The following is a 21,447-nucleotide window of genomic DNA, read 5'->3' as shown; positions in this document are numbered from 1 at the left end:
TTAAGACTTGGTTTGTTCTGACTGAGCGGCGCCAGCGGCAGCTTGCTGTTTATCGTCAGAAGTGACTTCCTGGGCTTTAACCTGCACGCCCGGTTTCACTTTTTGCAGACCGCTGATAATCACGCGATCGCCGTCTTTCAAACCACCCGTCACCAGCCATTTGTCGCCAATCGCCTGGCTTGCAACGATCTGACGAACTTCGACTTTATCGCCTTCACCCACAACCATGGCACTCGCATCGCCACGCGGCGTACGGGTTACACCCTGCTGAGGAACCAGCAGCGCGGTTGGGTTGGTCCCTTCTTCCAGACGTGCGCGAACAAACATGCCCGGCAGCAGCGTATGGTCAGGGTTAGGGAAGATGGCGCGCAGCGTGATAGAACCGGTGGTTTGGTCAACGGTAACGTCAGAGAACTCTAACGTCCCGCTCTGCGGGTACTTGATGCCGTCGTTGGTCACCAGGTCCACTTTCGCTTTCCCGTTTTCCTGTTTCAGTTTGCCGTCTGCCAGCTCCTGCTTCAGACGCAGGAAATCATTGCTGGATTGGGTAACATCAACGTAGATCGGGTCGAGCTGCTGAACGGTAGCCAGTGCGGTAGCTTGACCGTTCTGGACCAGCGCCCCTTCGGTGACCGACGATTTACCAATGCGTCCGCTGATAGGCGAGGTCACTTTGGTGTAGGCCAGGTTGATTCGTGCGGTTTCTACGGCGGCTTTTGCGGCCAGAACGGCAGCGTTAGCCTGCTGTGCATCCGCAACGGCAGTATCGTAATCCTGACGGCTGATGTACTGAGTACCCAGCAGTTTGGAGTAACGATTTACGGTTAGTTTGGCGATATTGGCAGCGGCTTCCGCTTTCGCTAAGTCACCTTTCGCGCTCTCATAAGAGGCCTGATAGGTTGCTGGATCAATCTGATAGAGCGACTCGCCCGCCTTGATGTCACCACCTTCGATAAAGTTGCGCTTCAGAATAATCCCGCTAACCTGCGGGCGAACTTCTGCGACACGATAGGCGTTGGTGCGGCCTGGCAGTTCCGTCGTGATTACAAGAGGTTCAGATTTGAGCGTCACCACGCCCACTTCTGGCATGTGTTGCGCTCCTTGCTGAGCTGGTTTGTCGTCACATCCTGTTAGCGCTAAGCTGCCTGAGAGCATCAGAACGACCGCCAGAGGCGTTAACCCTCTGTTTTTGTTCATATGTAAACCTCGAGTGTCCGATTTCAAATTGATCAATGGAACAAGCGTCCACAAACCCATTGCTGCGTTTGTATTATCGTCATACTATGGTACATACATTCATAAATGTATGTAAATCTAACCCCTGCAAATTCACCGACCTATGGCACGAAAAACCAAAGAAGAAGCGCTGGCTACGCGTCAGCACATACTGGATGTCGCCCTACGGTTGTTCTCACAGCAGGGGGTATCATCCACCTCACTCGCCGAGATTGCAAAAGCGGCAGGGGTGACGCGTGGCGCAATTTACTGGCATTTTAAGGATAAGTCGGATCTCTTTAATGAAATCTGGGCGTTATCAGAGTCCAGCATCGGCGATCTTGAAATTGAGTATCGGGCAAAATTCCCCGGTGATCCACTCTCAGTTTTGAGAGAAATCTTAGTTTATATTCTAGTTGCCACGGTTATCGAAGAGCGCCGACGATTGATGATGGAAATCATTTTTCACAAATGTGAGTTTGTCGGTGAAATGGCCGTAGTGCAACAGGCCCAGCGTAATTTATGTTTAGAAAGTTACGATCGGATTGAACAGACGTTAAATGACTGTGTCACGGCGAAGGTTTTACCGGCAAATTTGTTAAGTCGCCGGGCGGCGATTTTAACCCGCAGCTATATTTCAGGGTTAATGGAAAACTGGCTGTTTGCCCCGACCTCCTTCGATCTGAGGGCCGAGGCTGAGTCCTACGTGGCTATCCTGCTTGAGATGTACCAATTTTGTCCAACGTTACGCGACGAAAAAGACCTCCCTTGTTCTAAGGATTACCAGGAATAATCCTGGCTGCCCCGGCTATTCGCCTGTAGCCAGAAGTGCTATTCTGCGCCGGTATTTATCTCCGGCATGCCGCCGGCTTTAGCCACCACACATGTTAAGATTATGCTGCATAACATCCGCCCTCGGGCCACGATCTCTGCATTTCTCATTATTGCTGTCTGTTTTGTGCTATCTATCGCCGCGGTACAAGCCCGTGCGCTGAACGGCACCGATATTCCTGACCGTTCTGACGTCCAGGATCAGCTTAACGCGCTGAACAATAAAAAAGACCTGACTCCTCAGGAAAAGCTGGTTCAGCAGGATCTGACGGAAACGCTGCAGCTGCTCGATAAAATCGACAGCGTTAAGGCGGAAAGTACCCAGCTACAAAAGCAGATTGATCAGGCGCCCATTAAGCTGCGCCAGGCCACCGACAATCTGAATGACATCAGCGATGTCGATAACGATGATGAGACGCGTAAAACGCTGAGCACCCTGTCGCTGCGCCAGCTTGAAGCCCGCGTGTCCCAAGCGGTGGACGATTTACAAAATGCGCAAAACGACCTGGCCACCTATAACAGCCAGCTCGTCTCCCTGCAAACCCAGCCTGAACGCGTACAGAACGCGATGAACTCTGCCTCTCAGCAACTGCTGCAGGTGCGTAACAGCCTGAATGGCAGCACCGTCGGCGATGGTCTGCGTCCTACCCAGCAGACGATGCTGCAGGTGCAAAAAACGTTACTCGACGCGGAGATTGAGCTTCAGCGTAAGAGCCTGGCTGGCAATACGGTATTGCAGGACTCCCTGCAGAAGCAGCGCGACTACGTGACCGCCTACAGTACCCGGCTTGAGCATCAGCTTCAGCTGCTGCAGGAGGCGGTCAACAGTAAGCGCCTGATGTTGTCGGAAAAAACAGCCGCCGAGAACGCCACACCGGAAGAGACCGCCCGTATCCAGGGCAACCCGCTGGTAAAGCAAGAGCTCGAAATCAACCATCAGCTGAGCCAGAAATTGATTACCGCAACCGAAAGCGGCAACCAGTTGGTGCAGCAGAATATTAAGGTAAAAACCTGGCTCGACCGTGCGCTGCAGTCCGAACGTAACGTCAAAGAGCAGATTGCGGTGCTGAAGGGCAGCCTGCTGCTGTCGCGTATTCTTTATCAGCAGCAGCAGACGTTACCGTCGGCGGATGAGCTGGAGGACATGACCACCCGGATCGCCGACCTGCGTCTTGAGCAGTTCGAGATTAACCAGCAACGCGACACCCTGTTCCAGAGCGATGATTTTGTCGCCAAGCTGGAAGAGGGACACAGTAACGAAGTTGACAGCGAAGTGCATGATGCGCTGCTGCAAATCGTCGACGCTCGTCGCGAAATGCTGGACCTGATCAACAAACAATTGGGTAACCAGCTGATGATGGCTATCAACCTGCAGGTTAACCAGCAGCAGTTGATGAGCGTCTCCAAAAGCCTGAAATCGATTCTGACCCAGCAAATTTTCTGGGTGAACAGCAACCGTCCGATGGACTGGGACTGGATTAAATCGTTCCCTGAAGCGCTGAAGAGCCAGTTCAAATCGATGAAAATCACCGTGAACTGGGAAAAAGCGTGGCCTGCCGTGTTCATTGCTTTCCTCGCCGGGCTTCCGCTGCTGCTGATTGCCGGGCTGATTCGCTGGCGACTACAGTGGCTGCGCAGCTATCAGGATAAGCTCGGCGATCAGGTGGGTAATCTGCGTAATGACAGCCAACTGCATACGCCGAAGGCGATTCTCATCGATCTCATCCGTGCGCTGCCGGTGGTGCTGATCATTCTGGCGATAGGCCTGATTCTGCTGACCATGCAGCTCAATATCAGCGCGCTGTTGTGGGCGTTCAGTAAAAAACTGGCGATTTACTGGCTGGTCTTCGGCCTGTGCTGGAAAGTGCTGGAGAAAAACGGCGTTGCCGTCCGCCACTTCAATATGCCGGAACACCTCACCAGCCACTGGCGTCGCCAGATTGTGCGCATCAGCATCGCGCTGCTGCCGCTGCACTTCTGGTCGGTGGTGTCGGAACTTTCCCCGCTCAACTTGATGGACGACGTGCTGGGGCAGTTTGTTATTCTGCTAAACCTGTTGGTGATTGCGGTGCTGACGTGGCCGATGTGTCGCGAAAGCTGGCGTGATAAAGAGTCGCACAGCCTGCGACTGCTGACGGTGACGGTGCTGTCGCTGGTGCCGGTGGGGCTGATGGTGCTCACCGCGACCGGTTACTTCTATACCACGCTGCGTCTTTCCGGCCGCTGGATTGAAACGGTCTATCTGGTTATTTTCTGGAACCTACTGTACCAGACGGTACTGCGCGGTTTGAGCGTGGCGGCTCGCCGCATTGCCTATCGTCGTGCGGTTGCCCGTCGCCAGAATCTGGTGAAAGAGGGGGCAGAAGGGGCCGAACCGCAGGAAGAGCCGACGATTGCGCTGGAGCAGATCAACCAGCAGACGCTGCGTATTACCATGCTGGTGATGGTCGCGCTGTTTGGCCTGATGTTCTGGGCTATCTGGTCTGATTTAATCACCGTATTCAGCTACCTCGACAGCATTACGCTCTGGCACTACACCGGCACCGAAGCGGGGACCAACGTGGTGAAAGACGTCACCATGGGCAGCCTGCTGTTTGCCATTATTGCCTCGATGGTGGCCTGGGCGCTGATTCGCAACCTGCCGGGTCTGCTGGAAGTGCTGGTGCTCTCAAGGCTCAATATGCGCCAGGGGGCCTCGTATGCCATCACCACCGTGCTGAACTACGCCATTATCGCCGTGGGGGCGATGACCGTGTTTGGTTCGCTCGGAGTATCGTGGGATAAACTGCAGTGGCTTGCCGCCGCGCTGTCGGTTGGTCTGGGCTTTGGCTTACAGGAAATTTTCGGTAATTTCGTCTCTGGCCTGATTATTCTGTTCGAACGCCCGGTACGCATTGGCGATACGGTGACCATTGGCACTTTCTCGGGGACGGTCAGCAAGATCCGTATCCGTGCAACCACCATCACCGATTTTGACCGCAAAGAGGTGATCATCCCGAACAAAGCGTTCGTTACCGAGCGCCTGATCAACTGGTCATTGAGTGATACCACCACCCGCGTGGTGATCCGCCTCGGCGTGGCCTATGGGTCCGATCTCGACAAGGTGAAAAAAGTGCTGCTGCAGGCGGCAACCAGCCACCCGAAAGTGATGCACGATCCAGAACCGTCGGTCTTCTTCACCACCTTCGGTGCCAGCACGCTGGATCACGAACTGCGTCTGTATGTGCGCGAACTGCGTGACCGTAGCTATACCGTGGATGAACTGAACCGGACTATCGATCGTCTGTGTCGCGAAAACGACATCAATATCGCCTTCAACCAGCTCGAAGTGCATCTGCACAATGAGAAAGGGGATGTGGTGACGGAAGTGAAACGTGACGCTAAAACCGACGGCCAGGATTTGGTTGCGGATTAAAGCATTAAGGGCGGCGGAAGCCGCCCTTTACTATTCTGCTTGTGCCGTAAGGTCGTCGGCGTTTAATCCGGTCAACTGCTGAACCAGCGCGGCGGAGAGTCCGGCATTCAGCATGTTTCGCGCAATCTTCTGCGCTTCATCGAGCCGCCCCAGCGCTTCGCCTTGCTCCATTCCTTGCTCTATTCCCTGGACAATCCCTTTCTTCCGTCCCTCTTCGGCTAGCCATTCGGCAATGGTCATCAGCTGCTCCTTATGCTGTGGTGAATATTGCGCCAGTGTGCAGAGTAACGCTTCCGGGTGAGATGCACTACCCGCTTGTAGCATATAGGCGATCAGCGCTTCCAACTGTGAGGGCGTTAGCCAATTCTCTATCAGTAAGGCACCCAGTTGTTCTTGTAAAGAGGCCAGATCGCGCTGGCGGATGTGCTTAAACAACAGTTCCAGCATCGCCATGCGCTGATGGGCCATGATTTCGCTGTCCGGTATCACGGTGATATCGACCAGGGGAAAATCCTGGGTGTAGAGGCGATGTGCCAGCGTGGCGTTGTCGAACAGTTCAAGCCAGTTCATACGATACGGCCAGGGGCTGATACTGCCGTGATAAAACAGCATGGGGATGACCAGTGGCAGAGTGCTATGCCCGGCGTCCAGATGCTGCTGCATGGCCGCGAGGGTATAGCGCATCAGGCGAAAGGGCATCAGTTTATCCGGCGTGCTTTGATGTTCAATCAGCACGTAGATATAGCCCGGCCCGTCGCGGGTTTGCAGCGCGTAGAGAATATCGGAATAGCTGGCGCGCAGGTTTTCTTCAACAAAGCTGCCGGAGGCGAGCTGAAGTGTCTCAAGATGACATTGCGCGAGCAGTTCGCAGGGAAGGTGCGCCTGTAAGAAATCTCGCGCTATCGCTTTATGGCGTAAAAACTGCTTAAAAATGGCGTCGTGCGGCGTCGCCGAATAGATTTTCATGATGTTCCGTCATCCCCTGTCCTGGAATGGCTGAGAAGATGCCACAGGTAATGACGGTGATGCAGTCCATCGTTTTGCGTTTTACGCGCCGCCTTCCGCGTTTTTCAGCTTATTGATGTAATCGTTGCGCACCATCTCCAGCGCGCTTAGCACTATCTCCGGGGCGATCTCGTTGCTCTCCAGCAGTTCAATCAGATCCACCGCCAGTTTGACATCATCGGGGGCGCTTTCCAGCGACATAGCTTCTCCTTGTTAGCGCGTGATGCGCGCCAGTATGCGTTCAATATCTTCCAGCGCTTCGCGGCAGCGGGTGAGGCGGCCATCAAAGGCGGTGATTTCGCGGGCCAGACGCTGCTGATCCTCAAGCGTTGTAGCCTGTTGGTACTGTTGCTGACGCTGTTGTTTCATCTCCAGTAGACGGCGTTCAAAATCTTGCGTTTCCAGCCGTTTGCGCTGCCAGCGGCGCAGGCCGGGCGAGGGGCTATCCCAGACGCGCAGCGACCAGGCTTCACTTTCACGGCTGATGGCCTCAATCTGGGCCGCCAGACGTTCAGCAAGCCAGGCTACCTGCGGCAGTTGCTGCTGTTCCACTGCGTGTTTTAGCTCCTCAAAATGGGCGTATGCCTCGTCGAGATAGCCCTGCATTTTGGTGCTGCGGGTCTGGAAAAGCTGACGGTCAAAGCGTGCGCTCAGCGTGGCATGGGCTGCCAACGGAGAAACTTGCGTCTGAAGCCGTGTAAGCTGTTGTTCCAGCGTTTGTAAAAGCCGCGCCGTTTTCACCGGATTCTCCCCTTGATGGTTATCGGCTATGCTAGAGTAGCAGACCCACTTGATAACGATTCGCATTATGCAGCGTACTATTTTAATCATTATTGGCTGGCTGGCGGTAGTCCTTGGCACCATTGGCGTGGTATTGCCCCTGCTGCCAACCACGCCGTTTATTCTGCTCGCCGCCTGGTGCTTTGCGCGTTCTTCGCCGCGCTTTCATCATTGGCTGCTGTATCGTTCCTGGTTTGGCGGCTATTTACGCCACTGGCAGCGCTATAAAGCCATGCCACCGGGGGCAAAACCGCGGGCGATTATCGTGATTTTACTGACCTTTGGCGTTTCGCTGTGGTTGGTCGATATGGTATGGGTTCGGCTGCTCCTGCTGACGATTCTCTGCGGGTTACTGATTTTCCTCTGGCGCATTCCGGTGGTTGATGCAGAACAACAAAACGGATGAACCGCATTTATGGTGTTGCAATTCTACGAGCTAGCCAGTAAATTCTGGCGTTTTCGAGCACAGGCGCGCCCGGTTAAAAATTGAGCAGCATCCGTTTTTAACCCGTTTTGCTCGCCTTGAGTAACACTGTTTTAATCAGGCACAAACCTATGACCGCAACTGCACAGCAGCTTGAATATCTGAAGAACAGCATCCAGAGCATCCAGGATTATCCAAAACCTGGCATTCTTTTCCGAGATGTCACCAGCTTACTGGAAGACCCGAAAGCCTACGCGCTCAGCATTGAACTGCTGGTCGAAAAGTACAAAGACGCCGGTATTACCAAAGTCGTGGGTACCGAAGCGCGTGGTTTCCTGTTTGGCGCGCCGGTCGCGCTGGCGATGGGCGTAGGTTTTGTCCCGGTGCGTAAACCGCGCAAACTGCCGCGTGAAACGATCGCCGAAAGCTACGAGCTGGAGTACGGTACCGATCAACTGGAGATCCACGTTGATGCGATCAAAGCTGGCGATAAAGTGCTGGTGGTCGACGATCTGCTGGCAACCGGCGGGACTATTGAAGCGACGGTTAAACTGATCCGTCGTCTGGGTGGCGAAGTGCACGATGCGGCCTTCATCATCAACCTGTTCGATCTGGGCGGCGAACAGCGCCTGGAAAAACAGGGTATCACCAGCTATAGCCTGGTGAATTTCCCGGGTCACTAAGCATTTCCCGATACATAGCCTCGCCGATCCGGCGGGGCTGTGGTAGCATTACCCCCTCGTGAATCCACCTTCCAGCGTTTCAGAGCCTGCCAATGAGTTATCAGGTCTTAGCCCGAAAATGGCGCCCACAAACCTTTGCTGACGTCGTCGGCCAGGAACATGTGCTGACCGCACTGGCGAACGGCTTATCGTTAGGGCGCATTCATCACGCATACCTTTTTTCCGGCACCCGTGGGGTGGGGAAAACCTCTATCGCCCGTCTGCTGGCGAAGGGGCTTAACTGCGAAACCGGCATCACCGCCACGCCGTGCGGCGTGTGTGATAACTGCCGCGAAATAGAACAGGGGCGCTTTGTCGATCTGATTGAGATCGATGCTGCCTCGCGAACCAAAGTCGAAGATACCCGAGATCTACTGGATAACGTCCAGTACGCGCCCGCACGCGGTCGCTTTAAGGTCTATCTGATCGACGAAGTGCACATGCTCTCGCGCCATAGCTTTAACGCGCTGTTAAAGACGCTTGAAGAGCCGCCTGCGCACGTCAAATTCCTGCTGGCCACGACCGATCCGCAAAAGCTGCCGGTCACCATTCTGTCGCGCTGCTTGCAGTTCCACCTGAAGGCGCTGGACGTTGAGCAAATTCGTCATCAACTGGAACATATCCTTGATGAGGAGCATATCGCTCACGAACCTCGCGCCCTGCAGCTGTTGGCGCGTGCGGCGGACGGCAGCCTGCGCGATGCGTTAAGTCTGACCGATCAGGCAATTGCCAGCGGTGAAGGCCAACTGACCGCCGTGTCGGTCAGTGAAATGCTTGGCACCCTCGACGACGATCAGGCGCTGTCGCTGATTGAAGCGTTGGTAGCGGCCAACGGCGAACGCGTGATGGAGCTGGTCAACGATGCTGCGCTGCGCGGCGTCGACTGGGAAGCGCTGCTGATTGAGATGCAAAGCCTGCTGCACCGTATTGCGATGGTTCAGCTGTCGCCTGCGGCGCTCGGCAGCGATATGGCCGCCGTGGAGCAGCGGATGCGCAATCTTGCGCGCACCGTGCCGCCAACTGACGTGCAGTTGTACTACCAGACGATGCTGATTGGCCGTAAAGAGCTGCCGTATGCACCGGACCGTCGGATGGGCATTGAGATGACGCTGCTGCGCGCACTGGCGTTCCATCCCAATGCGCCACTGCCGGAGCCGGAAAGGCCGCCGCAGACCTTTGCACCTGCTGCTGCGCCAATGGCACAACAGCAGCCACCGATGCAGACCTCTGCGCCGATGACGCCGCCACCTGCCGCTCCGCTTCCCGATTCAACCAATCAGGTGCTGGCTGCGCGTCGTCAGCTGCAACAGCAGCAGGGCAATCAGGGAGTAAACACCCCAAAAAAGAGTGAACCGGCAGCCGCTTCCCGCGCGCGGCCGGTGAACAGTGCTGCGCTGGAAAGACTGGCCTCGGTAACGGAACGCGTTCAGGCGCGTCCGGCTCCGGCCGCATTGACCCAGCCGGCGGCGAAGAAAGAGGCATACCGCTGGAAAGCGACCACGCCTGCTGATGAAGTGAAAAAAGAGGAAGTCGCCACGCCGAAAGCGCTGAAGAAAGCGCTGGAGCATGAGAAAACGCCAGAACTGGCGGCCAAGTTGGCGGTGGAATCTTTAGAACGCGACCCGTGGGCGGCCGAGGTGAGTCAGATGGCGCTGCCGAAGCTCGTCGAACAGGTGGCGCTCAACGCGTGGAAAGAGCAGAACGGTAACGCGGTGTGCCTGCATCTGCGTCCTACGCAGCGGCATCTGAATTCGCCGGGTGCGCAGCAAAAGCTGACCGAGGCGTTAAGCACTTTATACGGCGCGCCTGTTGAATTGACCATCGTGGAAGATGATAATCCGGCGGTGCGTACGCCGCTGGAGTGGCGACAGGCCATCTATGAAGAGAAGCTCGCGCAGGCGCGCGAGTCGATTATCGCGGATAATAACATTCAGACGCTGCGCCGATTCTTCGATGCGGACCTGGATGAAGAGAGTATCCGCCCCATTTGACCGCAAGCGCTGCTTACGGTCGTTATTCTTTAACGTGACCTACTGAGAGAGAAGCCTATGTTTGGTGGTAAAGGCGGTCTGGGTAACCTGATGAAACAGGCCCAGCAGATGCAAGACAAAATGCAGAAAATGCAGGAAGAAATCGCCCAGCTGGAAGTAACCGGCGAATCTGGCGCAGGTCTGGTCAAAGTGACCATCAACGGCGCGCACAACTGCCGTCGCGTGGAAATCGATCCAAGCCTGCTGGAAGACGACAAAGACATGCTGGAAGATCTGGTCGCTGCAGCGTTCAACGATGCGGCACGTCGCATTGATGAAACTCAGAAAGAGAAAATGGCTTCTGTATCCTCCGGTATGCAGCTGCCACCAGGCTTCAAGATGCCGTTCTGATGTTCCCGGTAAGCGGGGCAATAGCGCCGCTTACCGACTACTCCCAGTCTTTTTGATAAATATTCCCCTTTTTTTCTATAATCTCTGCATTATAAATCGCTCAAGCATTAATGTAATGAATTAAATTTACCCCTTCTATATATTCGATATTTTCGCGCCGCCATTGCCTCCTGAATAATAAAAACCTATCAGCCTTACATGGTTTTGATGAATTGTGCGTAAAAAAATATTATCGTATGTACACGAACGAATGCGTTGTACTACCATTTTGTTGTTCCAACAGGAACGATGTATTACATCATGTCGTAAAAGTTAATTATCAAATATCGATATAATTTATTGGAAGGATTCATATTGTAATGGATATTAATACACTAAATCGTTCAGCATGCCTTTTTATTGCGGTCATGAGTTTATCCTCGCAGGCATTCGCCGCTGATAATGAGGTCACCTTTACCGGTTCCATCCTTGATTCAACCTGTACGGTGAATGTTAACGGTGGCCAAAGTATAATTGATCTGGGCGGTGAGCCTAAGTCAAGCTTCACGCAACAGGGCTATGTCGGCGCCGCTAAAATATTTAACATCGTATTAGAGTCCTGTCCGGCAGATGGCCCAACAAAAGCCTATATTAAATTTTCTGGCCAAACGGATACGAATAGCTACTGGTTTAAAAACACCGCCACGGATTCTCCGGCATCCAATATTGCGGTGATGGTGAAACAGGGTGAGACCGTTGTCGCAGCGGATGATGGTAACGACGCAGTCGATTTGCCAACAACCGGTGGTGACGTCACGGTGAACTACTCTGCGCAGTTTGTTGCCACCGCAACGGGCGTTACCTCAGGGGCGGTTTCAAGCACCCTGACCTATAACGTCTCCTATCAGTAAAAGTGAGGGAGGGGGAAACCCCTCCATAATAAGATGATGATGAATCTATCCAGGTTTATGCTGTGCCTATGCTTGTCCCTTCTCCCTTGTTTGCCAGCGCTGGCCGGGCTACAAATTGGCGGCACGAGAGTGTTGTTTGATGGTACGCGTCAGGCGGCGACGATATCTATTACGAATAAGGATAAAGTCACCAATCTCGTTCAGTCCTGGCTTAGTGCCATTGATGGAAACTCACCGGAGAAAGACAGCTTTATTGTCACCCCACCGTTATTTCGCCTTGAAGCGGACGGTCAGGCGACAATTCGAATTGTGCGTTCTGGTAAGCCATTACCTGAAGATCGGGAATCGATGCTCTGGCTTAATATAAAAGGCATTCCAGCAACGACGGAGGAGAGCGGAAAAAACACATTACAGATTGCCATTAACTCACAAATAAAACTGATATATCGTCCAGCATCTTTAAAAGGGAGTGTGCCGGAGCATTATGCGGGTAAATTACGCTGGAACAGCATTGGGGGAAATATTGAGGTGACTAATCCTACTCCCCACTATATGAACTTATCAACGGCTAGCGTTGGTGGAAAAAACCTGGTGGGCCCTTATTACGTGGCGCCATACTCGAAGACGGTGATTTCGGAAAAAGGTCTTCCGGAACACGGTAAGGCAATATGGCAGGTATTGAATGATTTTGGCATGAGAGGAGAGGTTCAATCTCAGGCGTACTGAAACACCGGCAGGCTTATTTTTATGGATGAGAATGATGATATCAGCATACGGAAACAGCATCTGCCGTTGGTTAAACGCAGGGATCATCCTTTTGGCATTTCAGGATGCGGCATCGGCTAAAGAGTATTTCAACCCACAACTTCTGGACACCTCAAGCACCGCCGTTCCCCAATTAGATCTCTCCCTCTTTGCGCAAGAAGATGTTCCGCCAGGAGAATATAATATTGATATCTATATTAACGGAAAATATATCGATACCCGTACGCTCACCTTTCAGCAGGATGAAGACGAACACCCACCGAGGCTGCGGGCCTGCCTTAGCACCTCATTGCTAAAACAGTGGGGCATACGTGTTGACCAGTATCCGAAACTGCAAAAAAATGACGACCACTGCGCTGCGCTTAAGGCAATTCCGGAGGCGACCGAGAAGCTGGATATTATGACCCAGCGCTATGTACTTTCGGTGCCGCAGATAGCGATGCTGAACGTGGCCCGAGGTTACGTTGCGGAAAGCCGCTGGGACGACGGCATCACTGCGGGGTTGCTCAACTACAGCCTGACGGGGCAGCAGACGACCTCCAGAACCGGCGGTGACGATGACCGCAGCCAGTTTCTCAGCGTTCAACCGGGGATTAATATCGGAGCCTGGCGGTTACGAAACTATTCGACCTACAGCCACGATGGCGACGAGCAGCGTTGGGAGTCGATGTATACCTCGGTTTCTCGCGATATTCGTTTCCTGAAAAGCCAACTGGTGATGGGCGAGGCCAATACGCGCGCCGATATTTTTGACAGCATCAGCTTTACCGGTGCGCTGCTCTACTCCGATACGGAGATGCTGCCGGACAGTCGACAGGGATTTGCCCCCGTCATTCGGGGAATTGCGCAGAGCAACGCGGAAGTCTCGGTCCTGCAAAATGGCTACGTGATCTATAAAACGACGGTGTCTCCGGGCTCCTTTGAAATAAAAGATATCTATCCAACCGGGAGTTCGGGGGATCTGTATGTCAATGTGAAGGAGTCGGACGGCAGCGAGCGGCGTTTTATCGTTCCCTACGCCTCTTTGGCCATTATGCAGCGAGAAGGGCAGGGGAATTACTCCGTCGCAGCAGGGAAGACTCGGCACCAGGAAAATCGCGCCCATGAGTTTAACTTTGTGCAGGGTGCGGGAGCTTGGGGGTTGCGCGGCGGGTTTACCGCCTATGCCGGCTTTATTCAGGCCGAGGATCAATACAGCAACGTGCTGGTTGGAACGGGGATGAACATTGGCGGGCTGGGGGCGCTTTCTTTTGATCTCTCTCAGTCGTGGGCCCAGTTGCCGCGCGAGGATAATTCTGCCGCCACCTCGCGTGAGTCCGGGCAATCTTACCGTCTGCGCTATAGCAAAATGCTCCAGCAAACGGACACGTCGCTATCGATTGCCGGCTACCGCTACTCGACGGGAGGGTATTATGCTTTCTCTGATTTCACCGATGCCTGGAATACGGAGTATCAGCGCAGTTATGACGGTGGTCGAACGCGGGATCGTGTGGATATTTCTATTTCACAAAATCTACCGCTGGGCTCCCTGGTGCTGTCGTTGGTAAGTGAATCCTACTGGGATACTTCGCGAACGGATTCACTGAGTCTGGGGTACAGCGGCGCTATCGGCGGCATCTCCTATTTTGCTAACTATGCCTATAGCAAAAATGTTTCTGATGACGATGAAGGGCGTCAGTCCACCCGCGATAACGTATTTTCCCTTTCGTTCCGACTGCCGTTTAGCGTCTTTAGCCAGGACGATAAATGGCGGTCGGTATCGGCAAGCTATGCCATCAACCATAGTGACGGTGGCAGCACGTCACATAATCTGGGGCTTTCCGGCAGCCTGCTGCGTGACAACGCCTTAAACTGGCAGCTGTCAGAAGGCTATGACGCTGAGGCCCGAGCAACGAGCGGCAATCTTAACGTTGGCTACCAAAGCCGCTATGCGGATCTCGCCGCGGGCTACGGTTACGATGAGTATAGCCACCGTTATAGCTATGGTATCAGAGGCGGCGCGGTGGCGCATTCGAAGGGGCTCACGCTTTCCCGTTCATTAAACGAAAGCGTTGCGCTGGTACAGGCGCCTGGCGTTGCAGGCGTTCCCGTTAGCGGCCAGACCAATGTCTACACCGACGGTTCAGGCAATGCCGTCATTCCTTACGCTCGTCCTTACCACTTGAATAACGTCAGACTGGATAGCCGCGATATGGCCATCGCTGAGGTGGATATCGATAACCAGGATAAAAACGTGGTGCCCACGCGCGGCGCTGTGGTGGTTGCAAAATACAAAACCTGGGTGGGCTATAAGGCCATGATGACGCTTCGTTATCGAGGGCGTGCGGTGCCGTTTGGGGCGGTGGTGTCATTGTCGAACCAGGAAGACGATGCCACGCGAACCAATATCGTGGGCGATGACGGGCAGGTTTACCTGGTTGGTCTGGGGAGCAAAGGTTCGCTGCAGGTGAAGTGGGGAGAAAGTGCGGACAAAAGGTGCCAGGTAGACTACGTCCTTCCTGAACCTGACGTGGATAGCCCGATCCTTTTTTATACCGGGGAATGTCGCCCGGTTTCGTGATGGCATGCTTCATGGAGGGAAGTCGATGGTAAAGGAATACAGGGCCAGGAGGCAAAGGGACGCCGTTTCTGCGCTAAGTATTGCGCCTCTGGTTTTGCTGCTGCTGGCTAAACCGATAGGGGCATATAACAGTCAGGAACTGGTGAATTTTTCCGTTAGCGGAACGATTGTCCAGAGTCTCTGCACGGTAAACGTACCGTCGCAGGTCGCATTGGGAGAGTTTGCCCGCGATACGTTGTCCGTGGCCGGTGCGAGCAGCGCCTCTGTGCCGTTCACGATCGAACTTATTAACTGTACGCCGGGGCTGACGAGCGCACAGGTCACGTTTTCTGGAACACCTTATGATGACGGCTCCTGGGGAAGCGTCATCTACGCTAATCAGGCGGTCGATGGCGCAAAGTACGTCGGCTTGCAGTTGATGAATGCGGACGGCAACCTCGCTGTCAATCTGGCAAATGGCGTGAGCTATACCTTTCCGGTAAGCGCGCAAACGCGCAGTGGAGCGCTGGATATCGTGGCTCGCCTCTACTCGCCGGAAGGGGCGACGACCGCCGGTAAATTTCAATCTTCCGTCACGCTCAACTTTAAATATCAATAAATTATTGCCTATGGGAGAAGGGTTATGTCTGCCTTGCATTGGCTTCTGGCCGTATTATTTCTGGCCTCATTTTCAAGCAGCGCAAACTGTCGACGAGACAGCAATGACAGCGTATCGATTTCGACAATCGCGCTGCCGGACAATATTGTGATTAACAGCCGAGGGTATGCCATTGGGACCATTCTTTATGATTCAGGCTTCGTCAGCGGTAGCGATAATCGCGTGACCATTGAACGATGCGTCCAGAATTACTATGTCGGATTTCTGTACCTTTCCGCGCCGCAAACGGGCAGCGCGCTGGGGGGCAATGTGTACCCAACGAATCTCGACGGCATTGGCGTCAGGGTTTATACGCTGAATCAGGCCGGGCCATTTGATGACGCCAGGGCCGTTGATAATGCCTGGCTGGTGGGGGATGGCGCGCTGCTGACCTCGTCCCATACGCTCAACAACTCCTCGTATCGCCTACAGCTTGTGGCAACGAAGCTCAATATTGCCAGCGGCACGCTGACGTTGCCTTCACCGCTGGCGCGCGTCGATTTTCGTGAGAGCAAAAGCATGAGTGGCGATGGCGATATTGCCTCCGAGCTTGTGGTATCAGCAAGCCAGGTCGCTATCAACGCAATGGGCTGTACCGCCGACGTGGCCTCGCTAAACTTTGCGATGGGCGATATCAATATGACGCAGTTTAATAGCAATCGACGCGTAGGTGGCGTAACCCAAACGATGAACCTGGCCTGTGAGCCGGGGACCGAGGTGACGATGACCGTACAGGCGGCGCAGTTAACGGAAGGGGGCAATGCCGATAACACCCTTATTGCGCTGTCGCAGGATGGCTCCTCGAGCGTAGCCAGCGGTATTGGCGTGCAGCTGAATCTCCGCCTGACGTCAGGAAAATATGACAGCAAAGAGGAGGGGCTGCCGCTGAATACCGCCATTCCCCTGCTGACCTCTTCGCGAGTGACGAACGTTGAGCAGGGATATACTCGCTTTGCCGACGCCAGTAACCCTGGCGGCGCGGCGGAAAGCGAACTGCTGACCTTTACTGCCGACTATATCAAAATGCAGGATGCGGTCACGCCGGGGCAGGCCAACGCTGTCGGCGTTTTATCGTTCATTTACAACTGACGATGTTTTGTTGGCTGCGAGATGCTACCCTATGGCGTTTTATTTTTCGCAATTGATCCTATCGATCGATTGGCTATGACAGGAAAGAAGCTTCATGCAAACCAGTCCGCTGTTAACACAGCTTATGGAAGCGCTGCGCTGCCTGCCGGGCGTAGGCCCGAAGTCGGCACAGCGCATGGCGTTTACCCTGCTGCAGCGTGACCGCAGCGGCGGGATGCGTCTGGCGCAGGCGTTAACCCGCGCGATGTCGGAAATCGGCCACTGTGCCGATTGCCGCACCTTCACCGAGCAGGAAGTGTGCAACATCTGCTCGAACCCGCGTCGTCAGGAAAACGGTCAAATCTGCGTGGTGGAGAGTCCTGCGGACATCTACGCTATTGAGCAGACCGGGCAGTTTTCTGGCCGCTACTTCGTGCTGATGGGCCACCTGTCACCGTTGGACGGCATCGGCCCGGACGATATTGGCCTCGATAGGCTTGAGCAACGTCTGGAATCGGAGCAGTTGACCGAAATTATCCTCGCTACCAACCCGACGGTGGAAGGGGAAGCCACGGCTAACTATATCGCCGAGCTTTGCGCGCAGTATGGCGTTGAAGCCAGCCGTATCGCCCACGGCGTGCCGGTAGGCGGTGAGCTGGAGATGGTTGACGGCACCACGCTATCGCACTCGCTGGCCGGTCGCCATAAGATTCGTTTTTAATCAATCGAGAGCAGGATTTTCTGCTCTCGCTTGAAATCCTCTCTACCCATCCCCATTTTCCTCTCATCGATTTTTTTACCTTGTAATCAGCATTGAGGTATTTTGCAATGAAAGGACAAGAAACCCGTGGCTTCCAGTCAGAAGTTAAACAGCTTCTGCATCTAATGATCCATTCTCTGTATTCCAATAAAGAAATCTTCCTGCGTGAGCTTATCTCTAACGCTTCAGATGCCGCCGACAAGCTGCGCTTCCGCGCGCTGTCCAACCCGGATCTGTATGAGGGCGATGGCGAACTGCGTGTGCGCGTCTCCTTCGATAAAGATAAGCGTACGTTGACCATTGCCGATAACGGCGTGGGCATGAACCGCGATGAAGTGATTGACCATCTGGGGACTATCGCTAAATCCGGTACCAAAGCTTTCCTCGAGTCCATGGGCTCTGACCAGGCGAAAGACAGCCAGCTTATCGGCCAGTTTGGCGTCGGCTTTTACTCGGCGTTTATCGTCGCGGATAAAGTCACCGTACGTACTCGTGCCGCAGGCGATAAGCCGGAAAACGGCGTGTTCTGGGAATCTGCCGGTGAAGGTGAATACACCGTAGCGGACATCACCAAAGAAGACCGTGGTACTGAAATTACGCTGCATCTGCGTGAAGACGAAAGCGAGTTCCTCGACGACTGGCGCGTGCGTTCGGTTATCAGCAAATACTCCGACCATATTGCGCTGCCAGTAGAGATCGAAAAACAGGAAGAGAAAGACGGCGAAACCGTGGTTTCCTGGGAGAAGATCAACAAGGCGCAGGCGCTGTGGACGCGTAACAAAGCCGAGCTGAACGACGACGAATACAAAGAGTTCTACAAGCATATCGCCCACGACTTTACCGACCCGCTGACCTGGAGCCACAACCGTGTGGAAGGTAAGCAGGAGTACACCAGCCTGCTGTACATCCCGTCGCAGGCGCCGTGGGATATGTGGAACCGTGACCATAAGCACGGCCTGAAGCTGTACGTACAGCGTGTCTTCATCATGGACGACGCCGAGCAGTTCATGCCGAACTACCTGCGCTTCGTGCGTGGTCTGATAGATTCCAACGATCTGCCGCTGAACGTCTCTCGTGAAATTCTGCAGGACAGCACGGTCACCCGTAACCTGCGTAACGCGCTGACCAAGCGTGTACTGCAGATGCTGGATAAGCTGGCGAAAGACGATGCCGAGAAATACCAGACCTTCTGGAAACAGTTCGGCCTGGTGCTGAAAGAAGGCCCGGCGGAAGACAACGGCAACCAGGAAGCGATTGCGAAGCTGCTGCGCTTTGCGTCGACTCACACTGACTCTTCCGAGCAGACCGTGTCGCTGGCCGACTACGTGTCCCGCATGAAAGAAGGGCAGGAGAAAATCTACTACATCACCGCCGACAGCTATGCCGCGGCGAAGAGCAGCCCGCACCTGGAACTGCTGCGTAAGAAAGGCATCGAAGTGCTGCTGCTTTCTGACCGCATCGATGAGTGGATGATGAACTACCTGACTGAGTTCGACGGTAAGCCGTTCCAGTCCGTAGCGAAAGCCGACGAGTCTATCGACAAGCTGGCGGATGAAGTGGACGAGAGCGCAAAAGAAGCGGAAAAAGCGCTGACGCCGTTCATTGAGCGCGTGAAAACCCTGCTGGGCGACCGCGTGAAAGAGGTGCGTCTGACCCACCGTCTGACTGACACCCCGGCCATCGTCACCACCGACGCGGACGAAATGAGCACCCAGATGGCGAAGCTGTTTGCCGCTGCGGGCCAGGCTGCGCCGGAAGTGAAATACATCTTTGAACTGAACCCGGATCACGTACTGGTGAAACGCACCGCGGATACCCAGGACGAAGGGCAGTTTAAAGAGTGGGTTGAGCTGCTGCTTGACCAGGCGCTGTTCGCCGAGCGCGGTACGCTGGAAGATCCTAACCAGTTTATCCGCCGCATGAACCAGCTGCTGGTGTCATAAACCTGTCCTAATCACGTAGCCCGGCCAAGCAACGCGACGCCGGGTTCGGCTCCGGTTCCCCCGGGGTCGGCATAAATGCCTCGCCCGGGCTACTTCTCCGGGCGAGCGCCCTTAAATCTCCCGCTACGCAAAATATCTGACCATTAACCGTTTCAGCCGTCCCGCCTTCCTTGAGCCAGCGCCGTTCTGGTGGTATCTTTTAGCGCTTTTTAAAAAATATCGACAACCTTTGAGGGGATTTTCGCAATGCGTATCATTCTGCTTGGCGCACCGGGCGCGGGTAAAGGAACTCAGGCACAGTTCATCATGGAGAAATATGGCATTCCGCAAATTTCCACCGGTGATATGCTGCGCGCCGCTGTAAAATCCGGCAGCGAGCTGGGCAAACAGGCTAAAGACATCATGGACGCAGGCAAGCTGGTCACTGATGAACTGGTTATCGCGCTGGTCAAAGAGCGTATCGCTCAGGAAGACTGCCGTAACGGTTTCCTGCTGGACGGTTTCCCACGCACTATCCCGCAGGCAGACGCCATGAAAGAAGCGGGCATCAACGTTGATTACGTTCTGGAATTCGACGTTCCGGACGAGCTGATCGTTGACCGTATCATTGGCCGTCGCGTACACGCGGCATCTGGCCGTGTTTACCACATTAAATTCAACCCACCTAAGGTTGAAGGCAAAGACGACGTGACCGGCGAAGAGCTGACCACCCGTAAAGACGACCAGGAAGAGACCGTGCGTAAGCGCCTGGTGGAATACCATCAGATGACCGCTCCGCTGATCGGCTACTACTCCAAAGAAGCGCAGGCAGGTAACACCAAGTACGCAAAAGTTGACGGCACCAAAGCCGTTGCTGACGTACGCGCTGAACTGGCGAAGATCCTCGGCTAATATTGTGCCGCCATCCGATGCCGGATGGCGACATAAACGCCTTATCCGACCTACGGGACTCTCTGTAGGTCAGATAAGCGCTGGGCCATCAGGCAAATTCTCTCCTTACCTCTCGCAGCAATTAGTTTTTCTTCCTCACTTTTCCGCTACAATTATCAACAATTTGAATCGATAAGAGGCGGTAATGCATCATAAGAAACCCGGTATCCTGCTGGTTAACCTCGGCACCCCCGATGCTCCAACGCCTGAAGCGATAAAACGCTACCTGACACAGTTTCTAAGCGATAAGCGCGTCGTTGATACCCCTCGTCTGCTTTGGTGGCCGTTGCTGCGCGGCGTGATCCTGCCTATCCGTGCGCCGCGCGTGGCCAAACTCTATCAGTCCGTATGGATGGAAGAGGGCTCACCGCTGATGGTGTTCAGCCGTCGCCAGCAGCGTGCACTTGCCGCTCGCCTGCCGGAGATTCCGGTGGTGCTGGGGATGAGCTACGGTACGCCATCGCTGCAAAGCGGCGTAGATGAACTGCTGGCGCAGGGCGTTGACCATCTCATCGTGCTGCCGCTCTACCCGCAATACTCCTGCTCCACCGTGGCGGCGGTGTGGGACGAGCTGGCGCGTATTCTGGCGACCAAACGGGCGATCCCAAGCGTTTCGTTTATCCGCGACTACGCCACCGACCACGGCTATATTCAGGCGCTGGCGGCCAGCGCGCGCGCGTCGTTTGCCCGTCACGGCGAGCCGGATGTGCTGCTGCTCTCCTATCACGGCATTCCTCAGCGTTTTGCGCAGGAAGGTGATGACTACCCGCAGCGCTGTCGCGATACCACCCGCGAACTGGTGTCGGCCCTCGGTATCTCGCCGGATAAGGTGATGATGACCTTCCAGTCGCGCTTTGGCCGTGAACCCTGGCTCACGCCGTACACCGACGAGACGCTGAAGCTGCTCGGCGAGAAGGGCGTGAAGCATATCCAGGTGATGTGCCCGGGCTTCTCAGCGGACTGTCTGGAGACGCTGGAAGAGATTGCGGTGCAGAACCGCGAGGTCTTTATGGAGGCCGGTGGTCAGCAGTATGAATACATTCCTGCGCTGAATGACGATGAGGCGCATATCGCTATGATGGTCAATCTGACCGCGCCCTATACCTGATCGCAAGCAGGCG

General features: G+C 54.6%; 19 protein-coding genes and 1 other annotated feature. Of the genes, 15 read left to right on the top strand and 4 right to left on the bottom strand.

What is annotated here, in order from left to right; translation table 11 throughout:
• Entirely contained in the window at positions 1-1,197 is a 1,197-nt protein-coding gene (gene acrA, locus FHC49_RS03035) for a multidrug efflux RND transporter periplasmic adaptor subunit AcrA (protein ID WP_220438620.1), read from the bottom strand.
• Between the two features lie 142 nt (positions 1,198-1,339).
• Here acrA and acrR point away from each other — a divergent pair, with 142 nt between their 5' ends.
• A complete protein-coding gene (gene acrR, locus FHC49_RS03030; protein ID WP_185667105.1) occupies positions 1,340-2,008 on the top strand; it encodes a multidrug efflux transporter transcriptional repressor AcrR in 669 nt (222 codons plus the stop codon).
• Positions 2,009-2,110: 102 nt separating this feature from the next.
• Positions 2,111-5,461 (top strand): mechanosensitive channel MscK, encoded by a 3,351-nt coding sequence (gene mscK / locus FHC49_RS03025; RefSeq protein ID WP_220438618.1) that lies wholly within the window; start codon positions 2,111-2,113, stop codon positions 5,459-5,461.
• A 30-nt stretch (positions 5,462-5,491) separates the two neighbouring features.
• Here mscK and FHC49_RS03020 read toward each other — a convergent pair whose 3' ends face one another.
• The 3 genes from FHC49_RS03020 to priC form a co-directional block, all read right to left on the bottom strand.
• Positions 5,492-6,430, bottom strand: coding sequence for an Rpn family recombination-promoting nuclease/putative transposase (locus FHC49_RS03020; RefSeq protein WP_370631743.1), 939 nt, complete (start codon positions 6,428-6,430; stop codon positions 5,492-5,494).
• Between the two features lie 78 nt (positions 6,431-6,508).
• Positions 6,509-6,667: a pleiotropic regulatory protein RsmS gene (gene rsmS, locus FHC49_RS03015; RefSeq protein WP_185667102.1), complete on the bottom strand. Its 159-nt coding sequence runs from the start codon at positions 6,665-6,667 to the stop codon at positions 6,509-6,511.
• A gap of 12 nt (positions 6,668-6,679) precedes the next feature.
• On the bottom strand, positions 6,680-7,207 hold the full coding sequence (priC, locus tag FHC49_RS03010; RefSeq protein ID WP_220438615.1) for a primosomal replication protein N'': 528 nt from the start codon (positions 7,205-7,207) through the stop codon (positions 6,680-6,682).
• 67 nt (positions 7,208-7,274) lie between these two features.
• Here priC and FHC49_RS03005 point away from each other — a divergent pair, with 67 nt between their 5' ends.
• The 13 genes from FHC49_RS03005 (at position 7,275) to hemH (ending at position 21,434) form a co-directional block, all read left to right on the top strand.
• Positions 7,275-7,652, top strand: coding sequence for a DUF454 family protein (locus FHC49_RS03005; RefSeq protein WP_185667101.1), 378 nt, complete (start codon positions 7,275-7,277; stop codon positions 7,650-7,652).
• Positions 7,653-7,801: 149 nt separating this feature from the next.
• Entirely contained in the window at positions 7,802-8,353 is a 552-nt protein-coding gene (gene apt / locus FHC49_RS03000; protein ID WP_035891847.1) for an adenine phosphoribosyltransferase, read from the top strand.
• Between the two features lie 92 nt (positions 8,354-8,445).
• A complete protein-coding gene (gene dnaX / locus FHC49_RS02995) occupies positions 8,446-10,383 on the top strand; it encodes a DNA polymerase III subunit gamma/tau (RefSeq protein ID WP_220438613.1) in 1,938 nt (645 codons plus the stop codon).
• Positions 9,713-9,777, top strand: a sequence feature (DnaX frameshifting element). It overlaps the preceding gene by 65 nt.
• Positions 10,384-10,440: 57 nt before the next feature.
• Complete coding sequence (locus FHC49_RS02990) at positions 10,441-10,773, top strand: YbaB/EbfC family nucleoid-associated protein (protein WP_052283815.1); 333 nt, start codon at positions 10,441-10,443, stop codon at positions 10,771-10,773.
• Between the two features lie 359 nt (positions 10,774-11,132).
• Positions 11,133-11,663, top strand: a complete 531-nt coding sequence (locus FHC49_RS02985) for a fimbrial protein (protein ID WP_220438606.1) — start codon at positions 11,133-11,135, stop codon at positions 11,661-11,663.
• Between the two features lie 39 nt (positions 11,664-11,702).
• Positions 11,703-12,389 carry a fimbria/pilus periplasmic chaperone gene (locus tag FHC49_RS02980; protein ID WP_370631742.1) on the top strand — a complete coding sequence of 229 codons (687 nt, stop codon included), beginning with the start codon at positions 11,703-11,705 and terminating at the stop codon, positions 12,387-12,389.
• Positions 12,390-12,480: 91 nt separating this feature from the next.
• The gene (locus tag FHC49_RS02975; protein ID WP_255581066.1) at positions 12,481-14,988 is read left to right on the top strand and encodes a fimbria/pilus outer membrane usher protein; all 2,508 of its coding nucleotides are present in this window, start codon (positions 12,481-12,483) and stop codon (positions 14,986-14,988) included.
• A 25-nt stretch (positions 14,989-15,013) separates the two neighbouring features.
• A complete protein-coding gene (locus tag FHC49_RS02970) occupies positions 15,014-15,586 on the top strand; it encodes a fimbrial protein (protein WP_220438605.1) in 573 nt (190 codons plus the stop codon).
• Between the two features lie 24 nt (positions 15,587-15,610).
• The gene (locus FHC49_RS02965) at positions 15,611-16,714 is read left to right on the top strand and encodes a type 1 fimbrial protein (protein ID WP_220438604.1); all 1,104 of its coding nucleotides are present in this window, start codon (positions 15,611-15,613) and stop codon (positions 16,712-16,714) included.
• A gap of 94 nt (positions 16,715-16,808) precedes the next feature.
• Positions 16,809-17,414 (top strand): recombination mediator RecR, encoded by a 606-nt coding sequence (gene recR, locus FHC49_RS02960; protein WP_185667096.1) that lies wholly within the window; start codon positions 16,809-16,811, stop codon positions 17,412-17,414.
• A gap of 107 nt (positions 17,415-17,521) precedes the next feature.
• Complete coding sequence (gene htpG / locus FHC49_RS02955) at positions 17,522-19,396, top strand: molecular chaperone HtpG (protein WP_035891840.1); 1,875 nt, start codon at positions 17,522-17,524, stop codon at positions 19,394-19,396.
• A 246-nt stretch (positions 19,397-19,642) separates the two neighbouring features.
• Positions 19,643-20,287 carry an adenylate kinase gene (gene adk / locus FHC49_RS02950; protein WP_185667094.1) on the top strand — a complete coding sequence of 215 codons (645 nt, stop codon included), beginning with the start codon at positions 19,643-19,645 and terminating at the stop codon, positions 20,285-20,287.
• A gap of 184 nt (positions 20,288-20,471) precedes the next feature.
• A complete protein-coding gene (gene hemH / locus FHC49_RS02945) occupies positions 20,472-21,434 on the top strand; it encodes a ferrochelatase (RefSeq protein WP_220438603.1) in 963 nt (320 codons plus the stop codon).
• Positions 21,435-21,447 lie beyond the last annotated feature (13 nt).

This window comes from Kluyvera sp. EC_51, assembly GCF_019584505.1.
Classification (GTDB): domain Bacteria; phylum Pseudomonadota; class Gammaproteobacteria; order Enterobacterales; family Enterobacteriaceae; genus Kluyvera; species Kluyvera sichuanensis.
This window is presented reverse-complemented; position numbering and strand designations above follow the sequence as displayed.